Raw genomic sequence first — 22,639 nt, 5'->3', positions numbered from 1 at the left:
CTTAATTGTTAAGTATATTATGCAGGAGGCATTATGTATCACTCACACGAAATGTCATTACAGCTTACTCATTTGAGTCATGATGCTGTTCATCAACTTGCTCCTTCCTTTTCTGGTCTTCCAAAAACAACTTATGCAGATGGTAATTATCGTTTACGACGGTATTCAGTTATCCGCATTGTTAATGAAAAAATTATCGAAACTAATAAGCATAATTTTGTTCAAAGCGAAGATATTAATCATTTTCAAGGTGATGTTCTTCGTGAGTTTGAAGCCATAGAGTCAGGTATTCTACATAGTGATGGTATGTTAGAAATGTGCCAGATATTTATGGATTTAAATGATCTTCCAAATGGACAAGAAATTGAAATTCATCAAATGCGCATTGCTGCGATATATGATGAAACTGAAATAGCGCCAGAGGGTGTGCACCAAGATGGTTTCGACCACATTGCCATTATTGGTATCGATCGCTCCAATATAGAAGGTGGAGAATTATTAGTTTATGAAAATTCTGATGAAACGCCATTCTTTAAGAAGATCTTAGCAGATGGTGATGTTGCCCTTGTTGACGATAGAAAACTTTGGCACAACGGTAAACCAATCCGTTTAATTGATCAGCAGAAAGAAGGTCATATGGATGTTTTTGTTTTAACCGCTAAGGATAATGTTGATGAATTTCACTCCTAATAACGTTAGAACGCAGTTCCTTTCTTTAACGCAAGAGGTAGACAATAAACCCGTTATTTTTTTTGATGGGCCGGGTGGATCACAAGTGCCTCAAAGGGTGATTGATTCCATGTCTCACTATCTTGGTTTTTCCAATTCAAACTTGGGCGGACACTTTTTTTCCAGTAAAAATACGAATGATGTATTAAATCAAGCTCGACTTTCTTGTGCGGCATTGCTCAATGCGAAGAGCGAAGAAAACATCATCTTTGGCCCTAATATGACTTCACTTACTTTTCAGCTGAGTCGATCTATTAGCCGAGACTGGAAAAGAGGGGATGAGATTATTGTCACGGCACTTGATCACTATTCAAACGTATCAAGTTGGCAGCAAGCTGCAGAAGATAAAGGGGTGATTGTTCATCAAGTAAGAATTAAAGAAGATGACTGTACTTTGGATATGGAACACCTTTATTCATTATTAACAGAAAAAACGAAATTAGTCGCAACCACTTATGCGTCTAACACCACAGGATCAATTGTTGATGTGAAATCGATCGTTGAAGCAGCACATCAAGTGAACGCCATGGTTTATGTGGATGCTGTTCATTATGCCCCACATCATCTTATTGATGTTCAAGCGCTTGGATGTGACTTTTTAGCGTGTTCGGCATATAAATTTTTTGGGCCTCATGTGGGCATTGCTTATGTATCGCCAAAATGGATGTACGCTTTATCCCCCTATAAAGTTGAGCCAGCGACAAATGTTGGACCCGGTCGATTTGAAACGGGAACTCAAAGTTTTGAGGCTTTAGCGGGCTTAACGAGTGCTGTTGAATACTTGGCTCAATGGGGAGATGAGTCCCTTTCTTTAAGGGATAGGTTGAAAAAGAGCTTTGAACAGTACCAAATACATGAAGATGAATTAACACAGCATTTTTTAAATAAACTCGCTGTACGTCCGTGGATTCGTTTATATGGTATTACTGATAAGAATAAATTGTCTGAGCGCACTCCAACGTTTGCACTTCGTATTGATGGGATAAAGCCTGAAAAGATAGCAAAAATATTGGCGGAATATAATGTATGTGTATGGAGCGGACATTTTTATGCAATTGGTTTAATTAAACAGCTAGGTTTTTATGAGCGAGGAGGTGTTGTCCGTATTGGCTTTATGCATTACAACACCATAGAAGAAATCGATTATTTGTTTTCGCTTTTAGATGCCTTTGCATAGAAAGCGGCAATGTCTCTTAAATCTTGATCGTTTAATCGTTGTAATTGGGCCTTCATCATTTGTGCAAGAGGGCCTTTCCTTTCATCGTTTTGATAGGACTTCATCGATAAATATAGATACATTTCATTTTGCATATCCAAATTAGGGTACGCACTATTGCTTGCCTTACCTGTTTCGCCATGGCAGAAAATACAACTAGGCGCTTTTACTTTTCCTTTGACTGGATCACCGTATTCATAGCTGTATACAGATGTAGAAAATGAAATTAGAAGAAGCAGAATGAATTTTTTCATAGAAAATCACGGTTAAAAAAATTCATTATTATTTAATTTGACTATAATTCAACTGATTAATTGTAAGTACATTTAATTTGCTAACTTATTTATATCATTACTTTTTTAGTTTTCTTCTGATTTTGTGATCATTCAACTATGCTCAAAATAAGATGTTTTATATTTTATAGTGATCTTTTTTATTCTCTCTCTCGTAATAGATAAAAAATAGAGGGAGTCGATATGCATATTCAACAGGTAGAGGTTGTCACTCGAGTGAGCATTGCAGATAGACCGAACAGTGACAAAGACAGTTCGGTTCAAATAGATTCTTGGTTAAGAAAAGTCGGTGAGACGCAAGATAAAGTTGCATTCGCTGAGCTTTTTAAGTGGTTTGCTCCTAAGATCAAAATGTATGGTTTAAAACGATTTAATGATCAAAGTTTAGCAATGGACTTAGTTCAAGAAACGATGACGTTAGTTTGGCGAAAAGCCACATTATTCAACCGTAGTAAAGGCAATGCCTCAGGTTGGATTTTTACTATTATGCGTAACCATAGCTTCGATATGTTAAGAAAAATTCAAACTAATAAAGAAGATACAATTAGTGAGGATTTGTGGCCACTATACGACAAACAAGTTGAAACTAATTCGGTTGATTTCCTCGAGAATAAGAACCTTGAAAAAGCACTCATGCTATTGCCATTACCTCAACGAATAGTCATTGAAGGATTATATGTGCAAGGGCTAACTCAGCAAGAGTTATCTGAACAGCTTGCAGAGCCAATAGGAACGATAAAATCTCGATTACGCTTAGCGTTAACTAAATTGCGTCAGGAGTATGAGCATGAATAAGATCACTTACCACCCCAAAGATGAGCTTTTGAGTTCTCATGCAAATGGTGATTTACCCGAATCATTAGCCGTGGCTATTTCATTACACTGTGAATTATGTCCACAGTGTCAAAAGAAACTTGATGCTATTACTCATCGTCTTGCGAGCAAAACATGGAATTCAACAACCAGTAAAGAAGAAAAGCAAGCGAATGAGAAAGTAAGTGACAGTGATGGTTTCGACTCTATGTTAGCTAATATCATGGCCTTAGAAATAGAGCCAACTTATTTAGCTCCAGAGCCTGTATATACACTATTTATTGATGATAAAGAATATCAGCTTCCTTACATTTTACATCGATACGACAACTTAAAATGGAATCATTTAGGTGCAGTGAGTCGAACTCGTTTAAATGAGGAACAAGACACGCGTTCTAACCTACTTCATATTAAGCCCGGTGGTGAAATTCCTCATCATACACACAAAGGATTTGAGTTAACCTTATTACTCGATGGCAGCTTTGAAGATGAATCTGGTCATTATCAAAAAGGGGATTTTATTTGGCTAGACGCTTCAAATAGCCACAGCCCTAAAACGTCAGAAGGCTGTTTGTGTTACACGGTTCAAAATGCACCACTATACTTTAAACAAGGGTTAAGTAAGTTATTCAATCCAATTGGAAATTTATTGTATTAGCAACCATACTTAAATTATGAAGATAAAAGATCACAGGATGTGATCTTTTATATTTCGTTAAGCGTATATAGGTGTATGACTAAGATAAAAGGAAGTACAGATATGGATCATTCTGGCTTTATTCAAAAATTTATCGCTTTATATGGCGGTTTAAACAAACATACACTGCACCATCTCTCAGAAATCTATTCTTCTGACGTTCAGTTCATTGATGCTGTCCACGAAATTAATGGAATTGATGAACTAACCGATTACTTCACACATCTGTACACTAACCTTATCGAATGTAAATTTACCATTCATCATGTCATTGAAGACATTAATTTATCACAAGGTGAAGCGACGCTTTTTTGGACGATGAATTACAAGCATCCAAAAATAGGTAAAGGTAAAAGCATCAGTGTTGAAGGTGTCTCTCATATTAAATTCAATGATAAAGTTTTCTATCACAGAGATTTTCTTGATATGGGACAAATGGTTTACGAGCATTTGCCTCTTATTGGCCCTATGGTTAAGTTCATTAAAAAGAGGGTGCAAGCATGAGAAATGTATTAATCACAGGAGCCACTTCCGGAATTGGACTTTCTTTAGTTGAAAAGTACCTACAAGCAGGTGACAAAGTATATGCGTGCGGTCGTAATTTCCAAGCGTACCTAAAATCACCGTCGCTTATTGATGCAGAGAAGAGTGATAAGTTAGTTAAAATTGCATTTGATATGAATCATCATGATGCAATTATTGATGTACTTACCGAGGTTGAGTCTTTAGATATTGCGATTCTTAATGCAGGCACCTGTGAATACATTGATGACGCTATGGGATTTGACGCTGAGTTATTTGAGCGAGTCATCAATACAAATGTGATTTCTATTGGTTATTGCTTGCAAGCGTTACTTCCTAAAATGAAACAAAGAGGTCATCTTGCGTTAATGGGCTCAAGTGCTGCTTTTGTTCCCTTTCAACGCGCTGAAGCTTACGGAGCAAGTAAGGCTGCTATTCATTATTTAGCACAATCACTGCAATTGGATATACCAAAAGAAAGATTAACCATCAGTGTTATCGCGCCTGGTTTTGTAAAAACACCATTAACAGATAAAAATGATTTCCCCATGCCAATGTTGATAGAGCCGGATAAAGCCGCTGATCACATTATTAATGGAATTAATAACAATAAACAACACATTCATTTTCCATTTCCTTTTACTCGTTTTCTCATCTTGATGGGGGCGCTTCCTTCGTGTATTTGGCAATGGATGGCTTTAAGGATGAAACGAAAATGAAAAAAATTGCCGTAGTTGGAACAGGTATTTCGGGCTTAGTTTGCGCACATTTATTAAGTCGAGAGCATCAAGTTACTGTATTTGAAGCCAATGATTATATTGGTGGGCATACTGCAACAAAAACAGTAAAAGCGGAAGGAAAAGAGTGGGATATTGATACTGGATTTATCGTTTTTAATAATAGAACGTATCCAAATTTTATTGAGCTGTTAACTCAACTTGGCTTATCTGGGCAAGAAACAGAAATGAGTTTTAGTGTAAAAAACGTGATCTCAGGTTTGGAATATAATGGACATAATTTAAATACGTTATTTGCTCAACGTTCAAATATTTTTAATACTAAATTTCTCTCTTTAATTAGCGAAATTCTACGTTTTAATAAGCAATGTAAAGCCTTATGGCATCAAGAGCATATTGATGCTGATTGTACCTTGGGTGATATGCTGCACGAAGATGGTTACAGTACCTATTTTGCTGAGCATTATATCTTACCGATGGGAGCCGCAATTTGGTCATCTAGCCTGCAAGATATGAAAAGCTTCCCGCTGCATTTCTTTGTTCGTTTTTTCCATAATCATGGGTTATTGGACATAGCCAATCGTCCACAATGGTATGTTATTCCTAATGGTTCACATTCTTATATCGCTCCTTTGATTGAGTCATTTAAAGATAATATCCATCTTAACAGTCCAGTTACTGGTGTTGTTCGTCATGATAATGGAGTGACATTAACAATTGATAATCAACAAGAGCATGAATTTGATGAGGTGATTTTGGCATGTCATAGTGACCAATCACTAGCGATGCTAACGGATATTTCAGAGCAAGAAAAAGAAGTTCTGTCTAAACTGACTTATCAAGAGAATGAAGTGGTGCTGCATACGGATGAAAGCTTGTTACCTATGCAAAAGCGAGCATGGGCAGCATGGAATTATCATTTGGATGTGACCGACAAAAATCGTCCTTCTAGCGTGACCTATAATATGAATATTCTTCAAGGTCTAGAAACCAAAGAAACCACCTTTTGCGTGACGTTGAATAATTCACCGCTTATTCATAAAGACAAAATATTAGGAATGTATAAATACGATCATCCAGTATTTAATTTAGATACATTAGAAGCTCAGCAACGTAGAGAAGAAGTGTGCGGACATAATCATACACACTTTGCTGGCGCTTATTGGTACAACGGATTCCATGAAGACGGAGTAAGAAGTGCGTTAGATGTGTGCCAACGCTTTGGGATAAGTTTATGAGTGTGCATCAAGCAGATTTGAACCATTCATGTATTTATCACGGTGATGTTAGACATCGCCGTTTTCAAACACGTGAGCACAGTTTTAGCTATGAAATGTTTTTTATTGCTTTAGATCTTGATGAGTTAGAGCAAACAGAGTCCGTTGGGTGGTTTAGGAAAAATCGCTTTTCACCGTTGTCATTTCGCCGTTCAGATTATCTTGGTAAGGCAGAGCAACCGTTAAAACAAGCGGTATGGGATAAAGTGGAAGAACTTGGTGGTTTATCACTTCAAACACGAGTTTTATTTGTTGGCCAAGTGCGCTGTTTTGGCGTCTATTTTAGTCCAATTAATTTGTATTACTGTTACGACAAAAATGACCAATTGACTTATTTGTTAGCGGAAGTGAGTAATACGCCATGGAATCAAACCCATTATTATTTAATAAAAATGGATTCCAATAAAATCATTGATAAAGCCTTTCATGTTTCGCCTTTTTTAAACTTAGATATGAAATATCATTGGTTTGTTAAAGCGCCCAATAAACACCTCTCATTGCATTTAGAAAATCGTGGTCTGGATAAAAGCCAAGAAAAAATCTTTGATGCGACCATTTCGATGACAAGAAAACCATTTAATTCAAAAAATATTAAACAACAAGTGATCTCAATTCCGATGATGACCGTAAAAATAGTATATGGAATTTACTGGCAGGCACTGAAATTATGCTTAAAACGAATACCGTTTGTGCCTCATCCAGAAAAATAGGGGGAACCATGTCTAATAATCAAATGAATTCTGTTTCGATAGAAAATCAACAAGTAGAACCAATGAGCTGGATTGATGGGTTAGCTAGAAAGGTGTTAATCGACTACTTAGGAAAAATGTCTCAAGCATCTTTAACCATTTTCGATCAAGTTGGACAAGTCACGCTAGGAAATCCAGATGCAACGTTAGAAGCCGTTGTGGAGATTCATAATACGCAAGCGTATCGAAAAATTTTATTCGGTGGTGGTATCGGTGCCAGCGAAGCCTATGTTGCTGAATGGTGGACAAGTCCGAACTTAACCAAAGTGATTCAAGTGTTAGGTCGTGAGCAGGGCGTGTTAGACAGAGTTGAAAACAGTTTTAGTAAAATTATCCAATTTTTTGATTTGTTAAATCATAAACGCAATAAAAATACTGAGCATGGGTCGAAGAAAAACATACTGGCTCATTATGATTTAGGGAATGAAATGTATAAAACGTTCCTTGATAAAGAAATGCTGTATTCAAGTGCCATTTATCCACATCAAGAAGCCAATTTGGAAGAAGCTCAGTTATTTAAGTTACAAACCATTTGTGAGCGTTTGGAGCTAAAACCCGGTGAAACTCTTCTTGAGATCGGAACAGGCTGGGGAGCATTAGCCATTTATGCTGCACAGAATTATGGTGTAAAAGTCACAACCACAACCATATCAGACGCTCAATACGAGTATGCCGAGCAGCGAGTGAAACAGTTGGGTTTGGAAGATTCAATTACCTTGTTAAAACAAGATTACCGTACTTTAGAAGGTCAATACGACAAGTTAGTGTCGATTGAAATGATAGAAGCAGTAGGGCACGAATATCTAAGCACTTTCTTTGATGTGTGTAGCCAGCATTTAAAGCCGGAAGGAAAGATGCTTATTCAAGCAATTACCATCTCTGACCAACGTTATGACAAATACCGTAAGAGTGTTGATTTTATTCAGCGATACATTTTCCCTGGTGGGTGTTTACCTTCAGTGAGTGTCATGGCAAATAAAGTGGCTGAGAACACGGATATGGTGATCACTTCATTGCATGATATTGGGTTGGATTACGCCAAAACATTGAATCATTGGTATCAACGTTTTGATAAATCTGCCGGTGAGTTAAAAGAGATGGGATATGGTGATGACTTTATTCGTCTTTGGAAATTCTATTTATGTTATTGCGAGGGTGGATTTCTTGAAAGAAAAATCAGTACTGTTCACCTTGTTGCCGCAAAACCACAACATGGTGTTGTTTAAGTCCATTGATATAGATTGTTAGTAAAGTTTTTTGCAAGTGATTTTTATAGATTAATGTTTGCAAATTATCGTTTAGGAGGCTGCCATGCAACGTTATTTCCCTCTGATTAATGCCGTGTGGTTTCAGCTTGCCTGGCTTGCTGCTATCATTTACAAGCAGCAAGCCATTCCTTTTTTATTACTTTCTGTATTGATCCATTTGTGGGTATCACCAAGTCGAAAACAAGATGCCATGATGATCACGGTTATTGGTATTATTGGTGTTATTAGTGATTCCTTCTTATCGTTAATCGATATCTTTTCTTTTGCCAATAATGCCATTATTCCTATTTGGTTAATTATGGTTTGGGCTCACTTCTCTATTGCGTTAAATCACAGCTTGAAATGGTTAAGCCGTTTTCATATCGTCGCTATCTCTTTATTTGGTGCCATTGCGGGGCCTTTAAACTATCTTGCAGGACAACGACTTGGCGGTGTTGAGTTTGTCTATTCATTAAATATCACTTTATTTGCCGTTGCGGTGATCTGGGCTGTCAATTTACCCGTATTTATTATTATTCAGAAACGAATAAATCAAAGAATACAGGAAAGGGGGAGTTCACATGTCGAAGCAAATCAACATGCTCATTCTAGCGGGGCTGTTAATAACAAGTAGTGTTCAATCCGCGCCATTATCTGGGTTAGAAAGTAGCGGTAAATCGGAATTAACTTGGTATCTCATTTCAGTTTATCAGGCACAACTTTTTACTTCATCAGGTGAATTTACTTATGGTGAATACCCACAGGCCTTAGAAATAGAGTATTACCGTAATATATCCAAAGAAAACTTAATAAAAGCGACAAAAGAGCAATGGCAAAAACAAGCCATCAACCATCCAGACTTAAATAGTTGGTTAGAGCAATTAGAGAACGTTTTTCCTGATGTGAAACCAGAAGATAAACTGGTATTTACTATTGATGAAAACGGAACCAATGCATTCTTTTTAAATAATAAACCCATAGGAAGCATCGCAAATTCCGATTTCTCACAGCTGTTCTTGGATATTTGGGTGTCAGAAAAAACAACGTATCCCGATCTGCGATTAGAACTGATAGGAGCCGAGTAATGAAAAAGCTTATTTTTGTGCTGCTCAGTTTCGTTTTAATGGGGTGTTCATCTCAAGAGGTCAGTGATTACGCTGAAGTAACCCCATCATTTTCAATGAAAGATTTTTTTCAGGGTGACTTAAAAGCTGAGGGAATAGTAAAAGGATTTGATGGCAAAGTAATAAGAACATTCACGGTTGATTTGCAAGCCAGTTGGAAAGAAAACACGTTAACGTTAGATGAACAGTTTTTATTTAACGATGGTGAAAAACAAAATCGCACTTGGGTTATTCAAGATTTAGGTAACCAAACCTATACAGGAAAAGCCAATGATATTCTTGAACAAGCCACCGGAGAGAGTGCAGGTAATGCGCTACATTGGAAATATGCCATGGTATTGGAGGTGGATGATTCACTGTATGAAGTTGAATTTGATGATTGGATTTATCAAATATCAGAGTCAGTGGTGATCAATCAAACTGCCATTTATAAATGGGGAATACAAGTAGGTGAAGTTGTACTTGTTATCCGAAAATAGCGCACTCAAAAAATACCAAAACCACTTACCTTTTTACTCCCCCGTCAAAGGTAGGTGGTTTTTTTATTGAGCGTTATAACAATGCAGATAATTGGTTTACGTATTTATTTAGTTTTCTGATTTAGAAAATAGAGTTCATTAAAGCGGTCTATGTCGTATGACATGAACTATCTCAATGGACAATGAAGTGATACAATAGTGATACTTTATTCTTTTGATAACGGAAACAGAGCATGAAAGTTGAATTAGTTACTACATTAAAGCGTCAAGCTACCAAAATTCTTTCTGAGCTTCATGCCTCAAAAGAACCTGTTTTGATAACAGAGCATGGTCAACCATCAGCTTATTTGTTAGACGTTGAAGACTATGAATTCATGCAAAAACGTATTGCAATCCTTGAAGGTATAGCTCGCGGTGAAAAAGCAATTTCAGATAATCGTGTTGTTTCACATGACTTAGCAAAAGAGAAAATGAATAAATGGCTGTAATTAAGTGGACTGAATCAGCTTTATTGGATTTGGACGAAATTGCAGAATATATCGCTATAAATAATATCTTGGCTGCCAAAACGTTAGTACAAACTGTTTTTCGTAATGTTGAGCACTTAGAAAACTTTCCATTATCTGGTCGTAGTGTTCCTGAATTACCACATTTGGATTATCGAGAGCTTGTATTGCCACCATGTCGAATTTTCTACAAAGTAACAGAAGATGATATTGTTTATATCATATATGTCATGAGAGAAGAGCGTGAGTTACGCAAGTTTGTTCTTAACGACCGTGGGTTACAATAAAGCATTTATTTAATAAGCAGTTTAGAGGAATTCCCAACGATGGGCATTTTTATTCCATCGTTGGGTTTTGCATTTTAGCTAGGTATTTATTGAGAATGGTATTATTTACACACCAGATCTTTATTACGGTTTTTTAGATCTTTATAAGCGTTCATCATGTTCTCTTTTTTAATGAAACGCTTAGGCGGTGTTAATACCTTTAATTGATAATCTTTACTCTCTGGGCTTATCGCTTCAGTTGGTGTCACCACAGCCACGTTCAGGTTTGGGTTCAGTTTTAGAATCTGCGTTGCGATCCCTAATCCGTTTTCAATATGAAATTTACCAGCAATATGCATGACTTGTGAATTTGGGTGTTGATCGATGTAGTTAACAATGCTTTCAGCCATAGTTGCGTCCCATGTTATTTGAGCTGCATACTGTTTTTTGGTTTGAGATTCATCTCCATGGTGCATTGAATTAAAGAATTTCGTTTTATATGCAGAATTAGCCGTATCTATGTTAGCGGCAAGCCATGTACGCTCGGTGTCATTGAGTTTATCGAGATAATCAATACCTTGCTGACCGATACATTTTACAATCGGTTTTGGTGCGTTTGATGCAATAACATCACGTTGATAATATTTGGCTAATTCAACTAACGGACGGTAATCACTTTCATAATTTGGCCAAGCGTTCGCTTCTTTCATTAAGGTTTGTTCACCAATTTCCCCAGACAGATATTGAGTGAGGATATCTTGTTTATCACGGGTAAATTGTTCCATCGATAACGCTAAATTTGGGTTTTCTTGCGCTAATTGTTTAAATAAATCCGTTTGGAAACGATGGACACCCGCATGTGTGTGCCATTCACCAATCAAAACAACATCAGCATTGCGTATTTCATCAGGTAGAGAGGTAAGCGCAATGACGTCACTACTAGGAGAAAGCAGTTGATAATCGTAAAAGCTTTCTACAGAAGGTTCAACTTCAGCCTTTTGGTGAATGTTTTGACTACATCCTGACAAAAGCAGTAATGAAATAAGTGACAGTAGTGGTGTGGATTTCATAATAAGAATTCATTAGATAACAAACCTATAGCTTAGGTTAAATGGAAATGATTATCAATATAAATAAGAATCATTCTCAGTATGTGTGATGAATTTAAAATTTACAGAATGGTAGTTTTAACTCTGTCACAGTAATGTCATAGCAGGTTTGTATAATCAGAACACTCATATACTCAAATAAGGAAATGATAGATGAGTAATAATTATCTCGATAAAATAAAATATCGTGAAGAGATGGAATTAGAATGGCTAGATGCAATTGAAGCCGGTCTGTATTTCCATAATTCAATGGAAGTTGAGTGCGACTTAGACGCAACACTCAACGATTAATTTCCCCAAGCTAGTTTTCTAGCGTTTATTTAGGCAAGAACGAGATAGATTTTCCTTCTGCAGTCAGAATGGATATCTGTGTTGGCTTGCCTTTATCATCTAACTTTAACTCTCCAATCGCACTTTGATTAATCAACTTATGCTGATTTGATGTTGATGGATCTCGTTTTGATACCAATAGATTTTTTCGCTTTGTAAACCAGTTTAAAGGTGAGTGCGGACTATAAAGAATACGGTCCATAAAATCACAAAAACGTAAGAGAGCATTAGGGAATTCATTTTTGAATCCACTGCACGTAATTTGGTAAATATCAGGGCTTGATTTGCTGTGACGTACATTAATATCATAGGCAAATGAGTAGTGCACATCGCCAGATAGAATAACAAAGTTTTGTGGTGTTTTAGGGTGAGTTAAAATACTCAGTAAGGTATTTGCAGAGCCTGGGTGTGCCATCCAGTTTTCAGCATCAATAACCAAAGGTTGACCTAGTAATGTCATGGTTTTTTGTAATGCTTCAATAAATTTAACCCCAAAAATGGGTGCCGCTGACACAATAATGATCGACTCTTGATCAATTAACTCATGTTGTAAATCGAGTAAAGCCTCCCAATCCATTAATCCAGAAGGTTTATTGGTATTTGATTCTGATCGCCAACGACGAGTACGAGTATCCAGAACCACAACTTTCGGAGTGGTATGAATTGAGTAATGCCATTGTTCAAAGCGAGTTAGAGTCCAAATTAATTTTTGATGTTGTTCATTGTTATATTGAGAAAAAAGATCTCTAAATGCATCTAAAAATTCAGCATCAAACTGCTCTGGGTTATTTCCCCAACCTTGACAGAGAAAGTAGCTAATTAACCCATTACCAATGACTTGAGAGGCGAGTGGATGGCCGTTTACGGCATTCTCCCAACCAATGGTTAGATTCCAATCGTCAGTAACATCATGGTCATCAAAAATCATATAAGTCGGTATGTGCGCAAATAATTGCTGCGCATCAGTTAGTCCATCGACAAAAAGATCAATTTGTTGCTTCTCTTGCTGCCACATCTTTTGCCATTTACCGTCTAAATTAGGGTGTTTTTCTGGTAAAGAAATCGTTTCCCAAAGCGTTGGAGACCATACTAATAAGTACATAACAAAGAACTCAGAGATACTTATTAAATGATTTTCATGCTTAGTCGAACTGAATATTGGACGAGAGCGATACAAATTGCAGCGGGATAAGAAATTATTCTTCTCTACATAATGAGGTAGGATTTTATCTCTATGATACAAATTATGAGGGTGCACAAAGAGTTCTGAGCAATTTTGTATTTCAGAATGGGGCAAGGTTTCTTCAAATAAGCCCAGTTTAGGTATCACTTGCTGAATAGCGTAAAGCATTGGTCCTGCCACATCATCGGCATAGATTTGGTCACCACTCATCATCAATAGGCTTGCTCTTTCTTCTGGTTGCCGCGCTTGATGCTGTTGATTAGCAATAACTAAACTGTCTTTACTTGCATAGTGTGGGTTGCGGCACGAGCCATGTAACACGTAGTCGGCTGTATTTTTGATGATGAGTGTAAATGAAGATTCATTATCATACAGAGCATGAGGTAATAGTTTTGAGAGCAATCCATATTGAGTATCAATATCGTAAGAGATAGCTTCGTTTGCAGGGAATGTGGCTTGGCAATGTAAAAGATAAACCCATGCGTTGGTTCCTAATTGGATGCCTTGCGATGGGGTTATATCGAAGCATTGCTGATGCCCTTTAACAGTAATGAGTACTTTCCCTGTTAATTTTTGAGATGTTGAAATCCACAAATTAATTTCACTTTCTGAGGATTTTCGAACAATAGGACCTGCGAGAACAAAAGGTAAAGGCATCGATTAATACATCTCTTAGTAATAGATGTATTAATCATACTCAAGCGTGGTTAACTTGCAATATCCAGTTGTTTTGCCTGCTTATAAACCTCGATAACTTTGATTCTTTGCTGAGCGTGATCAACAATTTGATCAGGATAGTTATCCGATTTCAATAACGGTGCAGGATTAGGATTGTGAATTTCTTTGTTGCTCAGCGTTTTTAATTCAGGAAGCCAATGCTTAATAAAGGTGCAATCTGCATCAAACTTTTTCCCCTGAGTTATTGGGTTAAAGATGCGAAAGTAAGGAGAACTGTCACATCCAACAGACGCACACCATTGCCAACCACCATTGTTCGATGCAAAATCACCATCAATTAACTTTGACATAAAGTATTGTTCGCCCCAACGCCAATCAATGTGTAAATCTTTAACTAGAAAACTGGCGGTGATCATGCGTAATCGGTTATGCATCCAACCTGTGGTATTTAACTGTTTCATTGCTGCATCAACAATCGGGAAGCCCGTTTCACCTTTACACCAACGTTCAAAATTGTCTAGGTTGTTATCCCACTTAATGTATTTATCATAAGAAAGAAATGCCTGATTTTTTGATAAATTAGGATAAAAATGAAGTAGGTGCGTATAAAATTCACGCCATATTAACTCATCAAGCCAAATGTCCTCTCCTTGATTTAATTCATAATTCGCTTCTAGGTGCAAACGCAACGCACATTGTTTTGCAGATATAGCGCCGATGGCCAAATAAGGGGATAACTGACTTGTGCCTTGTATCTCGGGATAATCTCGATTGTTATGGTATTGGCTTACTTTTTGACGGCAAAATTGACGTAATATATCAATAATTGCTTTTGTCGAAACCGTCCAACTTTTACTTTCATTTGAAGATGAAAAAGCAAAAGAATCATCATTATTTAGGGATAGCTTTTTAATCAATTTGGGGTCACACAGAACGGATCTCCCGGTTTTGGTAATGTGTGGCTGTTGTTGATAAAACGAGGCTTTCCACGCTTTTTTAAATGGCGTGAACACTTTATAAGGCTGTTGAGTTCGGTTAATGATAGTACCAACGGGTAGTATGCATTTGGCGTCGAAAAAAGAGCAGTTTGTATTGAGTAATGATTCGTATACTTGAGTATCACGAAGTCGTTCATCATGCTCGTATTCTTTGTTTGCAAATAATGCATTAACACTGAGTTCGCTAAATAGCGCAGTTATCTTTGCTGGTATCTCTGAAAATAAAGGGCTAGAAATAACGATCAACGGAATATTGAGTTGCTCTAATTCATTTTTTAATTCCACTAACCGCCTTTTGATTAAATCGATTTGAATCGGCGCTTTATTGTGTTTTTTCCATTGAGATTCAGAATAAATAAATAGAGCAAAAGTAGGCTGCTGATTCTCAATAGCAGCCTGTAATGCTGGGTTATCAATGGTTCGCAAATCGTGTCGGAACCAAACACATTGTAAGTTGTGTTTATAATCCATAGCGTAATCTTAGCTCTTGTGGGTAAGGGTTTAAGAAGGATTGTTGTTTTAAGTAATCATTATTGTGCATACTTAAATGGTGTTTAATCAAAGTGATAGGAGACAATAAAGGCAATAAACCTTGATTATACTCTTGAATGAGCTCAGCTAAAGCCTGCTTCTGAGGTGAATCTAGATCTTTCTTGAAATAACCTTGTAAGTGCATTAATACGTTGGTGTTATTTTTACGGGTAGCTCGAATACTCATGGTTTGCATTAGCTGAGTTCGGTATAGATTGAAAAATTCGTGAATATCGTATTCAGCAACACGAGCCACTAATTTACCAAGGTTTTTATAGCCGACAGTAGAGTGGGACATTAATGTGTATTTATAACGAGAATGGAAAGCGACAATTTTTCCTGCGGTAGGTTGTCCATCCATAGATTGATATAAATCGTGTAAGCAAAAAACACGTGTAATGAAGTTTTCTTTTAAAACGGGATCATTTAATCGACCGTCTTCTTCAACAGGTAACCACGGCATTTTTTTCATTAGCGTTCCGGTATACAAGCCAATGCCATTTTTAGTGGCATTGTTCTTACTGTAAACTTTAACGCGTTCCATGCCACAACTTGGTGAATTGGCACAGACAATGTAGCCACATAGCTCTGCATCCATCAGGGCATCAACGGTTTTATTTGAGAATTCAAGCATGGAATCCGTGTAATCAATGCTTGAATCTTTAGAATCAACTAAGGCTATGCGTTCATCGTTTGTCATTAATCTGATGGTTGGTCGTGGTACAGACATACCGCTGCCTACTTCTGGGCAGATTGGTATGTAATTAAAATATGGTGATAATACTTTTGATGCGAATTTATTGCTTTTGTGTCCGCCATCAAAACGAACACTTTCTCCGATAACACAAGAACTGATGCCAACATTAATAGTCATGATAATTTCCCCCCATCCATGTACTAAAAAGTATAACGAATTAAAACAGTTTTTAGATCACTTCTTTCTTGACTCTTTTTTTTCTCTCACGCAAACTGGTGTAAACATATTTTGACACCCTTATTATTGAGGAATTTTTGTGCGTCTTGAAGTGCAATGCAAGGATCGCTTAGGTCTTACTCGTGAGTTATTAGACATTTTAGCTTCTCAACATATTGATTTACGTGATATTGAAATTGATAAGTCTGGCTTAATCTATCTTAACTTTCCTGAAATCGATTTCGATGAGTTTAGTCAATTAATGGCGAAAATTCGTCGACTTGATGGTGTGATGGATGTCAGAAAAATTCAATTTTTACCAAGTGAACGTCGAAATACTGAGTTATTAGCCGTATTAAGTACCTTGCCAGACCCTGTTTTCTCTATCAATTTAAAAGGCAAGATAGACACAATTAATGATGCGGTAGTGTCACTCTTTAAATTGGATAAAATGTCGCTTATTGGCCAATCAGCAACGGTTTTATTGCCAGACTTTAATGTTCAATTATGGTTAGAAGAATCTCGTATTCGACAGCGTGAACCTATGTTGATTGATGGTATGAACTACATCATGGAGATCATGCCGGTTTATATTACAGATGACAGTAATACCTCCATTTTGACCAGTGCGGTTGTCATTATCAAACCCGCTATCGAAGCGCAAAACGCACGCCCATTTATACCTGAATCATCAAATTTAGGTTTTGAGCACTTTGTCGGTTCATCAACTAAATATAAACAACTTATTTCTCAAGCTAAAAAACTGTCTGACATTGATCAATCATTATTGATCCAAGGTGAGACAGGAACGGGTAAAGAGATGTTGGCTCGCGCATGTCATAATGCATCTATCCGTTCAGGTAAGGCTTTTATGGTAGTGAACTGTGCAGCGATGCCTGATGATGTGGCTGAAACTGAGTTGTTCGGTTATGCACCAGGTGCGTTCCCTAATATGCCAGAAGGTAAGAAAGGCATCATTGAACAAGCTGATGGTGGTACGGTTTTCTTTGATGAAATCAGTGAGATGAGTCCGCTACTTCAAATTAAACTTTTACGCTTTATTCAAGATGGTAATTTCCGTCGAGTAGGTGAAGAAAAAGAGATCCATGTTGATGTAGGTATCATCGGTGCAAGTAAAAAAGAGCTACTTGAGTTGGTAGAGCAAGGCTTATTCCGTGAAGATTTGTATTACCGTCTAAACGTGCTGTTTTTAGAGATACCGCCATTGCGTGATCGTATTTCTGATGTGGCAACCTTGTTTGATTTTTTTGTAGCGCAACTAAGTAAAGAGCTAGGAATTGTTAAGCCAAGCATAGACGAAGAAGTATACGATTATTTAGTCAGTTACACATGGCCGGGTAATGTACGCCAGCTTAGAAGCACAACATTAAAAGCATTAACGCAAATGGATAGAAATCAACTATCTACCTCTCATTTTATGCTTCCAATTGTTGATAAAAATGCGCCAAGAAGTCTTAATATTAATACTGATGGTTCACTGGATGAAATCATGAAATCTTATGAGTCGAGTATTTTATCTAGTTTATATAATGAGTTTCCATCAAGTCGTAAGTTAGCCAAGCGTTTAGGTGTATCACATACTGCAATTGCAAATAAATTGCGTGATTATGGAATTGGTAAAAAATAGAGAGAAACGACATGGATGTAAGTTTTGAGTTTGAGCATTACCAAGTTCGTTTAATAAAAAGCAGTGACGCAGTGACGATTGCCAACTATTTTATGCGTAATCGTCATCATCTTGCTCCGTGGGAGCCTAAACGAAGCCACGCTTTCTTTACTCCTGAAGGCTGGAAGCAGCGTTTATTGCAGCTTGTGGAATTGCATAAACATAACTTGGCCTTTTATTTTGTGGTGGTTGATAAAAATGAGCATAAGATAATAGGGACGGTGAGTTACAGTAATATCACTCGTTTTCCTTTTCATGCTGGGCATGTTGGCTATTCTTTGGATTCAGAGTATCAAGGAAAAGGGATCATGCGACGAGCGGTGAATGTCACTGTGGATTGGATGTTTAAAGCTCAAAATTTACATCGAATCATGGCCGCTTATATTCCACGTAACGAAAAGAGCGCAAAAGTACTTGCTGCACTTGGTTTTGTTAAAGAAGGTGAAGCGAAAAAGTACTTATATATTAATGGTGCATGGGAAGATCACATCTTAACGTCTAAAATTAATGATGATTGGAAGCCAGAGTAATACGTCATAAAAGTAAGAAAAGTCGCTTCTAAAGGAAAAGATAAAGCATCTTATTGAAATTAATCATTATGTCATCACTGTTTTGGTGTACTCTATAAAGGTTGATTTCAATTATTTAAGATAATGATAAAGAAGGAATTTAAATGCTGAAGTTTATTAAATTTTTACAGCTGTTGATTTTAGGCGTAGTTGGCGCGTTTGTTATTCAATCAACAATCTTACACGGTATTGGTGTTTTTGCTGAGCGCTACGTGATCATGAGCTTGATTCTTACTGCATTACTCGAGCTTGCTATCTTTATTATTTATAAGTTAGTAGAAGATGATTTTACTAATGAGCCTAAAGTTAAATAACGACAAATATCGACGTTGAATTTGAGCGTCTAAAAAACCGATACCTTTATTGTAAAGGCATCGGTTTTTTTATTATTAGAACAGAGTTTCTAGGGCACTATCAATGGCGTTAACAAGCTTAGTAATGTGCTCAGGTTGAGAAATGAATGGAGGCATCATATAAATGAGTTTCCCAAATGGCCTTATCCAAACCCCTTGTTCAACAAAGTGTGCTTGAATTTTCTCCATATCAACAGGCGTGGTTAGCTCTACCACACCAATAGCGCCTAACCATCTAACATCTGCAACAACGTTATGTTTTTTAAGTTGAGGTAATAATTCAGAAAAGCAGGTTTCTATCTGTTTGGTTTGAGTTTGCCAATGATTTTGTTGGATTAGATCTAGGCTGGCATTGGCAACGGCACAAGCAAGTGGGTTGCCCATAAATGTAGGACCATGCATAAAACATCCTGCATCACCACTGCATACCGTGTCTGCAACCACTTTACTGGTGAGTGTTGCTGAAAGCGTCATGTAGCCCCCAGTGAGTGCTTTACCAATGCACATAATATCGGGTTCAATCTCGGCATGCTCGCAAGCAAATAACTTTCCTGTTCGACCGAAGCCTGTTGCTATCTCATCTAAAATCAAAAGTAAGCCATATTTATCACACAAGCGGCGTACTTCTTTTAAATATTGAGGGTGGTATAAACGCATTCCGCCAGCGCCCTGAACAATAGGCTCAAGGATCATGGCGGCGATCTCTTCATGGCGTTCTGCCAGCATTTTTTCTAAAGGAAGAATATCTTCAGGGTTCCATTCACCATCAAATTTACTGGTTGGTGATTCAACAAATAGATGCTCTGGTAAAAAACCTTTATATAGACCATGCATTGAATTATCGGGATCAGTTACCGACATCGCGGCAAAGGTATCACCATGGTAACCATGTCGAACGGTAACGAATTTCGAGCGAGGTTGTCCTTTGGCGTGCCAATATTGCAGAGCCATTTTTAAACTAACTTCAACCGCGACTGAGCCAGAATCGGCTAAAAAGACTTGCTCTAATCGAGAAGGGCTTAATTCAACTAATTTTTTACATAGATCAACCGCAGGTTGATGCGTAATACCACCAAACATCACGTGTGCCATTTTATCGGTTTGATCTTTAAGCGCTTGGTTAAGGTGAGGATGACAGTAACCGTGAATGGTAGACCACCATGACGACATGCCATCAACAAGTTCAGTCCCATTTTCTAGGTAAATATTAACCCCTTTTGCATGAGTGACTGGATAGCAAGCCAGTGGGTTTAATGTTGAAGTATATGGGTGCCAGATGTGTTGACGGTCAAAATCCAAATCGATGCTAATGCTCATTTATTCACCAGTTGTAAACTTTATTCTTTTCTTTAGGTTGACAGTGTATCGTTTAACCGTAGACTAGCCAAGTATAAAAACAGTCATTATATGGTTGTTGAGCCATAAAATAATAAAGGAATTTACACGTGGAAGTGAGACATAACTGGACCGTAGCTGAAGTACAAACCTTGATGGATAAACCGTTTATGGATTTGATCTTTGAGGCTCAATTGGTACATAGAAAATATCAACAAGCTAACCATGTACAGGTGAGTACACTACTTTCAATTAAAACAGGAGCCTGTCCTGAAGACTGTAAGTATTGCCCACAGAGTGCTCACTACCGCACTGATGTTGATCGTGAACGTTTAATGGAAGTTGAAAGTGTTTTAGACGCTGCGAAAAAAGCAAAGAACTCAGGTTCTACTCGTTTCTGTATGGGGGCTGCTTGGAAGAACCCAAAAGAACGTGATATGCCATATCTATTGGATATGATTAAAGGCGTGAAAGAAATGGGCCTTGAGACGTGTATGACGCTAGGTATGATCACCGCCGATCAAGCGGGTGAACTGTCAGAAGCTGGCTTGGATTATTATAACCATAATCTCGATACCTCTCCTGAATTTTACGGCAATATTATTACCACTCGAACTTATCAAGATCGTTTAGATACGCTATCTCACGTTCGTGATGCTGGGATGAAAATTTGTTCTGGTGGCATCATTGGTATGGGGGAAAGTGCAAGTGATCGTGCTGGCCTATTTGTTGAATTAGCTAATCTACCCCAACATCCAGAATCTGTTCCTGTGAATATGTTGGTAAAAGTAAAAGGAACCCCATTAGAAGACGCTGAAGACGTTGACCCATTTGATTTCATTCGTTTGATCGCCGTTGCTCGCATCATGATGCCTGAATCTGCGGTACGTCTTTCTGCAGGACGCGAAAGCATGAATGAGCAAATGCAAGCGTTATGCTTTATGGCTGGTGCCAACTCGGTTTTTTATGGATGTAAGTTGCTAACTACGCCAAATCCAGATGAAGACACAGACATGCAACTTTTCAAAAAATTGGGTGTGAACAGTGAGCAAGTAGCGCAAAAACCTGATCAAATTCAAGAGCATGAATTGCTTGATAGAGTGGCAGAACGTGTTGCAGCTCGTCCAAATAAAGATGACTTGTTCTATGAAGCAAGCGTTTAATCAACGTATTAGCTCTGCACTTAATCAACGTAAGCAAGCAGGGCTAAATCGCTCACGTCGAGTGGTGTCGCAAGGAAATCAGGCCACATTAATTGTTGATGGTAAAAGCTATTTGAATTTTTCTGGAAATGATTATTTAGGCTTGGCGAGTAGCAAAGAGTTGATGGAGGCGTGGCAAGAGGGACTATCTTTATACGGAAGTGGTAGTGGTGCGTCACCTTTAGTTACTGGGTATTCTAAACCTCATGCCGATTTAGAATCTCAGTTGGCGGAATGGCTTGGCTTTGATTGTGCTATTTTGTTTACTTCAGGTTTTAGTGCGAATCAAGCGGTACTCTTTTCATTATTAGAAAAGGGCGACATCGTATTACAAGATAAATTGAATCATGCATCACTAATGGAAGCGGGAATGTTATCTCCCGCAGTGATGAAACGCTTTAAACACAATGATGTTGACCACCTAAAGAGTTTGTTAAAGCGTTCATCAGATGAGCCAACATTGGTGGTGACGGAAGGCGTATTTAGTATGGATGGGGATCTTTCTCCATTAGCCGATATTGCAACACTCACTAAGGCAAATGATGCTTGGTTAATGGTGGATGACGCCCATGGGTGTGGAGTGTTAGGTAGTAATGGTAAAGGCTGCTGTGATGTTTATTCGATAACGCCGGATATATTAATTGTGACTTTCGGAAAAGGGTTCGGATTGTCTGGTGCGGCTGTGCTTTGCAATCAAGAGTGTGGTGATTATTTATCGCAATTTGCACGTCATCATGTTTACTCTACGGCAATGCCTCCAGCTCAAGCACATACGTTGTCACACGCTTTATTGATGATCCAACAACAAGAATGGCGACGTGAAAAACTCAATGAATTAAGCCTGCAATTTGAATCTGAATTAATGAATTTTGTAGGCGCAGAAAAAACACCAACGCCAATTAAGCCTATCATTATAGGTGAAGCAAGCGATGCGATAATACTCGCCGATTCGTTAAAAGAGCGGGGGTTATGGACAACAGCAATTCGTCCACCAACGGTTCCAGTCGGTTCAGCTCGCATAAGAGTGACCTTAAGTGCAAATCATTCATCAGCAGATATTTCAGCGCTGACACAAGCGATAAACGAATTAGGATGA

26 protein-coding genes are annotated in these 22,639 nt (G+C 37.8%); 20 read left to right on the top strand and 6 right to left on the bottom strand.

Going from position 1 to position 22,639, the window contains the following annotated elements; genetic code table 11:
- Positions 1-33: 33 nt before the first annotated feature.
- On the top strand, positions 34-690 hold the full coding sequence (locus HC728_RS07995; RefSeq protein WP_005423158.1) for a 2OG-Fe dioxygenase family protein: 657 nt from the start codon (positions 34-36) through the stop codon (positions 688-690).
- Positions 674-1,906, top strand: coding sequence for a cysteine desulfurase-like protein (locus HC728_RS07990; RefSeq protein WP_017018790.1), 1,233 nt, complete (start codon positions 674-676; stop codon positions 1,904-1,906). The genes HC728_RS07995 and HC728_RS07990 overlap by 17 nt, the downstream gene beginning before the upstream one ends.
- Here the strand turns inward: HC728_RS07990 and HC728_RS07985 are convergent.
- Entirely contained in the window at positions 1,873-2,199 is a 327-nt protein-coding gene (locus HC728_RS07985) for a cytochrome c (protein ID WP_017018789.1), read from the bottom strand. The two genes, HC728_RS07990 and HC728_RS07985, sit on opposite strands and share 34 nt — an antisense overlap.
- A 222-nt stretch (positions 2,200-2,421) precedes the next feature.
- Here HC728_RS07985 and HC728_RS07980 point away from each other — a divergent pair, with 222 nt between their 5' ends.
- The 12 genes from HC728_RS07980 (at position 2,422) to HC728_RS07925 (ending at position 10,676) form a co-directional block, all read left to right on the top strand.
- Entirely contained in the window at positions 2,422-3,033 is a 612-nt protein-coding gene (locus tag HC728_RS07980; RefSeq protein ID WP_011263593.1) for a sigma-70 family RNA polymerase sigma factor, read from the top strand.
- Entirely contained in the window at positions 3,026-3,709 is a 684-nt protein-coding gene (locus HC728_RS07975) for a ChrR family anti-sigma-E factor (protein ID WP_017018788.1), read from the top strand. The genes HC728_RS07980 and HC728_RS07975 overlap by 8 nt, the downstream gene beginning before the upstream one ends.
- 102 nt (positions 3,710-3,811) lie before the next feature.
- The gene (locus HC728_RS07970; RefSeq protein WP_012535096.1) at positions 3,812-4,252 is read left to right on the top strand and encodes a nuclear transport factor 2 family protein; all 441 of its coding nucleotides are present in this window, start codon (positions 3,812-3,814) and stop codon (positions 4,250-4,252) included.
- Positions 4,249-4,989: an SDR family NAD(P)-dependent oxidoreductase gene (locus tag HC728_RS07965; protein ID WP_017018786.1), complete on the top strand. Its 741-nt coding sequence runs from the start codon at positions 4,249-4,251 to the stop codon at positions 4,987-4,989. Before HC728_RS07970 ends, HC728_RS07965 begins: the two co-directional genes overlap by 4 nt.
- A complete protein-coding gene (locus tag HC728_RS07960) occupies positions 4,986-6,245 on the top strand; it encodes an NAD(P)/FAD-dependent oxidoreductase (RefSeq protein WP_017018785.1) in 1,260 nt (419 codons plus the stop codon). Before HC728_RS07965 ends, HC728_RS07960 begins: the two co-directional genes overlap by 4 nt.
- On the top strand, positions 6,242-6,994 hold the full coding sequence (locus HC728_RS07955) for a DUF1365 domain-containing protein (protein WP_017018784.1): 753 nt from the start codon (positions 6,242-6,244) through the stop codon (positions 6,992-6,994). Before HC728_RS07960 ends, HC728_RS07955 begins: the two co-directional genes overlap by 4 nt.
- Positions 6,995-7,017: 23 nt before the next feature.
- The gene (locus HC728_RS07950) at positions 7,018-8,259 is read left to right on the top strand and encodes a class I SAM-dependent methyltransferase (protein WP_370539785.1); all 1,242 of its coding nucleotides are present in this window, start codon (positions 7,018-7,020) and stop codon (positions 8,257-8,259) included.
- A gap of 85 nt (positions 8,260-8,344) precedes the next feature.
- Positions 8,345-8,914: a DUF2878 domain-containing protein gene (locus HC728_RS07945; protein ID WP_012535183.1), complete on the top strand. Its 570-nt coding sequence runs from the start codon at positions 8,345-8,347 to the stop codon at positions 8,912-8,914.
- On the top strand, positions 8,862-9,365 hold the full coding sequence (locus HC728_RS07940; RefSeq protein WP_026029268.1) for a chalcone isomerase family protein: 504 nt from the start codon (positions 8,862-8,864) through the stop codon (positions 9,363-9,365). The genes HC728_RS07945 and HC728_RS07940 overlap by 53 nt, the downstream gene beginning before the upstream one ends.
- Positions 9,365-9,883: a DUF3833 domain-containing protein gene (locus HC728_RS07935; protein WP_005423136.1), complete on the top strand. Its 519-nt coding sequence runs from the start codon at positions 9,365-9,367 to the stop codon at positions 9,881-9,883. The genes HC728_RS07940 and HC728_RS07935 overlap by 1 nt, the downstream gene beginning before the upstream one ends.
- Before the next feature lie 233 nt (positions 9,884-10,116).
- A complete protein-coding gene (locus tag HC728_RS07930; RefSeq protein ID WP_012535573.1) occupies positions 10,117-10,371 on the top strand; it encodes a type II toxin-antitoxin system Phd/YefM family antitoxin in 255 nt (84 codons plus the stop codon).
- Positions 10,362-10,676: a type II toxin-antitoxin system RelE/ParE family toxin gene (locus HC728_RS07925; protein ID WP_012534975.1), complete on the top strand. Its 315-nt coding sequence runs from the start codon at positions 10,362-10,364 to the stop codon at positions 10,674-10,676. Before HC728_RS07930 ends, HC728_RS07925 begins: the two co-directional genes overlap by 10 nt.
- Before the next feature lie 101 nt (positions 10,677-10,777).
- Here the strand turns inward: HC728_RS07925 and HC728_RS07920 are convergent, their stop codons facing one another.
- Positions 10,778-11,725: a ChaN family lipoprotein gene (locus tag HC728_RS07920; RefSeq protein ID WP_017018780.1), complete on the bottom strand. Its 948-nt coding sequence runs from the start codon at positions 11,723-11,725 to the stop codon at positions 10,778-10,780.
- A 192-nt stretch (positions 11,726-11,917) separates the two neighbouring features.
- Between HC728_RS07920 and HC728_RS07915 the strand changes: the two genes are divergently transcribed.
- A complete protein-coding gene (locus HC728_RS07915; protein WP_011263582.1) occupies positions 11,918-12,055 on the top strand; it encodes a hypothetical protein in 138 nt (45 codons plus the stop codon).
- Positions 12,056-12,080: 25 nt separating this feature from the next.
- Here HC728_RS07915 and HC728_RS07910 read toward each other — a convergent pair whose 3' ends face one another.
- The 3 genes from HC728_RS07910 to HC728_RS07900 are packed head-to-tail and all read right to left on the bottom strand — an operon-like array spanning position 12,081 to position 16,358.
- Entirely contained in the window at positions 12,081-13,934 is a 1,854-nt protein-coding gene (locus HC728_RS07910; RefSeq protein WP_065641587.1) for a hypothetical protein, read from the bottom strand.
- Positions 13,935-13,984: 50 nt separating this feature from the next.
- Positions 13,985-15,424 carry a deoxyribodipyrimidine photo-lyase gene (gene phrB / locus HC728_RS07905; protein WP_190395276.1) on the bottom strand — a complete coding sequence of 480 codons (1,440 nt, stop codon included), beginning with the start codon at positions 15,422-15,424 and terminating at the stop codon, positions 13,985-13,987.
- Entirely contained in the window at positions 15,414-16,358 is a 945-nt protein-coding gene (locus HC728_RS07900) for a DUF523 and DUF1722 domain-containing protein (protein ID WP_190395275.1), read from the bottom strand. Before HC728_RS07900 ends, phrB begins: the two co-directional genes overlap by 11 nt.
- A gap of 139 nt (positions 16,359-16,497) precedes the next feature.
- On the opposite strand from HC728_RS07900, the gene tyrR reads away from it, so the two are divergent.
- The 3 genes from tyrR (at position 16,498) to HC728_RS07885 (ending at position 18,967) form a co-directional block, all read left to right on the top strand.
- Positions 16,498-18,045, top strand: a complete 1,548-nt coding sequence (gene tyrR / locus HC728_RS07895; RefSeq protein ID WP_017018776.1) for a transcriptional regulator TyrR — start codon at positions 16,498-16,500, stop codon at positions 18,043-18,045.
- A gap of 11 nt (positions 18,046-18,056) precedes the next feature.
- A complete protein-coding gene (gene rimJ, locus HC728_RS07890; RefSeq protein WP_005423121.1) occupies positions 18,057-18,614 on the top strand; it encodes a ribosomal protein S5-alanine N-acetyltransferase in 558 nt (185 codons plus the stop codon).
- A 143-nt stretch (positions 18,615-18,757) separates the two neighbouring features.
- Positions 18,758-18,967 carry a hypothetical protein gene (locus HC728_RS07885; RefSeq protein WP_005423119.1) on the top strand — a complete coding sequence of 70 codons (210 nt, stop codon included), beginning with the start codon at positions 18,758-18,760 and terminating at the stop codon, positions 18,965-18,967.
- A gap of 75 nt (positions 18,968-19,042) precedes the next feature.
- Here HC728_RS07885 and bioA read toward each other — a convergent pair whose 3' ends face one another.
- Positions 19,043-20,311 (bottom strand): adenosylmethionine--8-amino-7-oxononanoate transaminase, encoded by a 1,269-nt coding sequence (gene bioA, locus HC728_RS07880; RefSeq protein ID WP_170618939.1) that lies wholly within the window; start codon positions 20,309-20,311, stop codon positions 19,043-19,045.
- Positions 20,312-20,451: 140 nt separating this feature from the next.
- Between bioA and bioB the strand changes: the two genes are divergently transcribed.
- Positions 20,452-21,504 carry a biotin synthase BioB gene (gene bioB / locus HC728_RS07875; RefSeq protein ID WP_011263575.1) on the top strand — a complete coding sequence of 351 codons (1,053 nt, stop codon included), beginning with the start codon at positions 20,452-20,454 and terminating at the stop codon, positions 21,502-21,504.
- Positions 21,488-22,639 (top strand): 8-amino-7-oxononanoate synthase, encoded by a 1,152-nt coding sequence (gene bioF / locus HC728_RS07870; RefSeq protein WP_065596890.1) that lies wholly within the window; start codon positions 21,488-21,490, stop codon positions 22,637-22,639. The genes bioB and bioF overlap by 17 nt, the downstream gene beginning before the upstream one ends.

The sequence above is a fragment of the Aliivibrio sp. S10_S31 genome (assembly GCF_014694495.1).
Classification (GTDB): Bacteria; Pseudomonadota; Gammaproteobacteria; order Enterobacterales; family Vibrionaceae; genus Aliivibrio; species Aliivibrio fischeri.
Note: the sequence above shows the minus strand (reverse complement) of the source record. Positions and strands in the feature narration are given on the sequence as shown.

Bases quoted from the DNA above. Each gene is read 5' to 3' on its own strand.
- rimJ (WP_005423121.1), top strand. From the start codon at position 18,057: ATGGATGTAAGTTTTGAGTTTGAGCATTACCAAGTTCGTTTAATAAAA.
- HC728_RS07935 (WP_005423136.1), top strand. From the start codon at position 9,365: ATGAAAAAGCTTATTTTTGTGCTGCTCAGTTTCGTTTTAATGGGGTGT.
- HC728_RS07915 (WP_011263582.1), top strand. From the start codon at position 11,918: ATGAGTAATAATTATCTCGATAAAATAAAATATCGTGAAGAGATGGAA.
- HC728_RS07975 (WP_017018788.1), top strand. From the start codon at position 3,026: ATGAATAAGATCACTTACCACCCCAAAGATGAGCTTTTGAGTTCTCAT.
- HC728_RS07990 (WP_017018790.1), top strand. From the start codon at position 674: ATGAATTTCACTCCTAATAACGTTAGAACGCAGTTCCTTTCTTTAACG.
- HC728_RS07945 (WP_012535183.1), top strand. From the start codon at position 8,345: ATGCAACGTTATTTCCCTCTGATTAATGCCGTGTGGTTTCAGCTTGCC.
- HC728_RS07920 (WP_017018780.1), bottom strand. From the start codon at position 11,725: ATGAAATCCACACCACTACTGTCACTTATTTCATTACTGCTTTTGTCA.
- phrB (WP_190395276.1), bottom strand. From the start codon at position 15,424: ATGGATTATAAACACAACTTACAATGTGTTTGGTTCCGACACGATTTG.
- HC728_RS07950 (WP_370539785.1), top strand. From the start codon at position 7,018: ATGAATTCTGTTTCGATAGAAAATCAACAAGTAGAACCAATGAGCTGG.
- HC728_RS07960 (WP_017018785.1), top strand. From the start codon at position 4,986: ATGAAAAAAATTGCCGTAGTTGGAACAGGTATTTCGGGCTTAGTTTGC.
- HC728_RS07910 (WP_065641587.1), bottom strand. From the start codon at position 13,934: ATGCCTTTACCTTTTGTTCTCGCAGGTCCTATTGTTCGAAAATCCTCA.
- HC728_RS07925 (WP_012534975.1), top strand. From the start codon at position 10,362: ATGGCTGTAATTAAGTGGACTGAATCAGCTTTATTGGATTTGGACGAA.
- HC728_RS07885 (WP_005423119.1), top strand. From the start codon at position 18,758: ATGCTGAAGTTTATTAAATTTTTACAGCTGTTGATTTTAGGCGTAGTT.
- HC728_RS07995 (WP_005423158.1), top strand. From the start codon at position 34: ATGTATCACTCACACGAAATGTCATTACAGCTTACTCATTTGAGTCAT.
- HC728_RS07930 (WP_012535573.1), top strand. From the start codon at position 10,117: ATGAAAGTTGAATTAGTTACTACATTAAAGCGTCAAGCTACCAAAATT.
- HC728_RS07985 (WP_017018789.1), bottom strand. From the start codon at position 2,199: ATGAAAAAATTCATTCTGCTTCTTCTAATTTCATTTTCTACATCTGTA.
- bioF (WP_065596890.1), top strand. From the start codon at position 21,488: ATGAAGCAAGCGTTTAATCAACGTATTAGCTCTGCACTTAATCAACGT.
- HC728_RS07940 (WP_026029268.1), top strand. From the start codon at position 8,862: ATGTCGAAGCAAATCAACATGCTCATTCTAGCGGGGCTGTTAATAACA.
- HC728_RS07970 (WP_012535096.1), top strand. From the start codon at position 3,812: ATGGATCATTCTGGCTTTATTCAAAAATTTATCGCTTTATATGGCGGT.
- HC728_RS07900 (WP_190395275.1), bottom strand. From the start codon at position 16,358: ATGACTATTAATGTTGGCATCAGTTCTTGTGTTATCGGAGAAAGTGTT.
- HC728_RS07980 (WP_011263593.1), top strand. From the start codon at position 2,422: ATGCATATTCAACAGGTAGAGGTTGTCACTCGAGTGAGCATTGCAGAT.
- HC728_RS07955 (WP_017018784.1), top strand. From the start codon at position 6,242: ATGAGTGTGCATCAAGCAGATTTGAACCATTCATGTATTTATCACGGT.
- HC728_RS07965 (WP_017018786.1), top strand. From the start codon at position 4,249: ATGAGAAATGTATTAATCACAGGAGCCACTTCCGGAATTGGACTTTCT.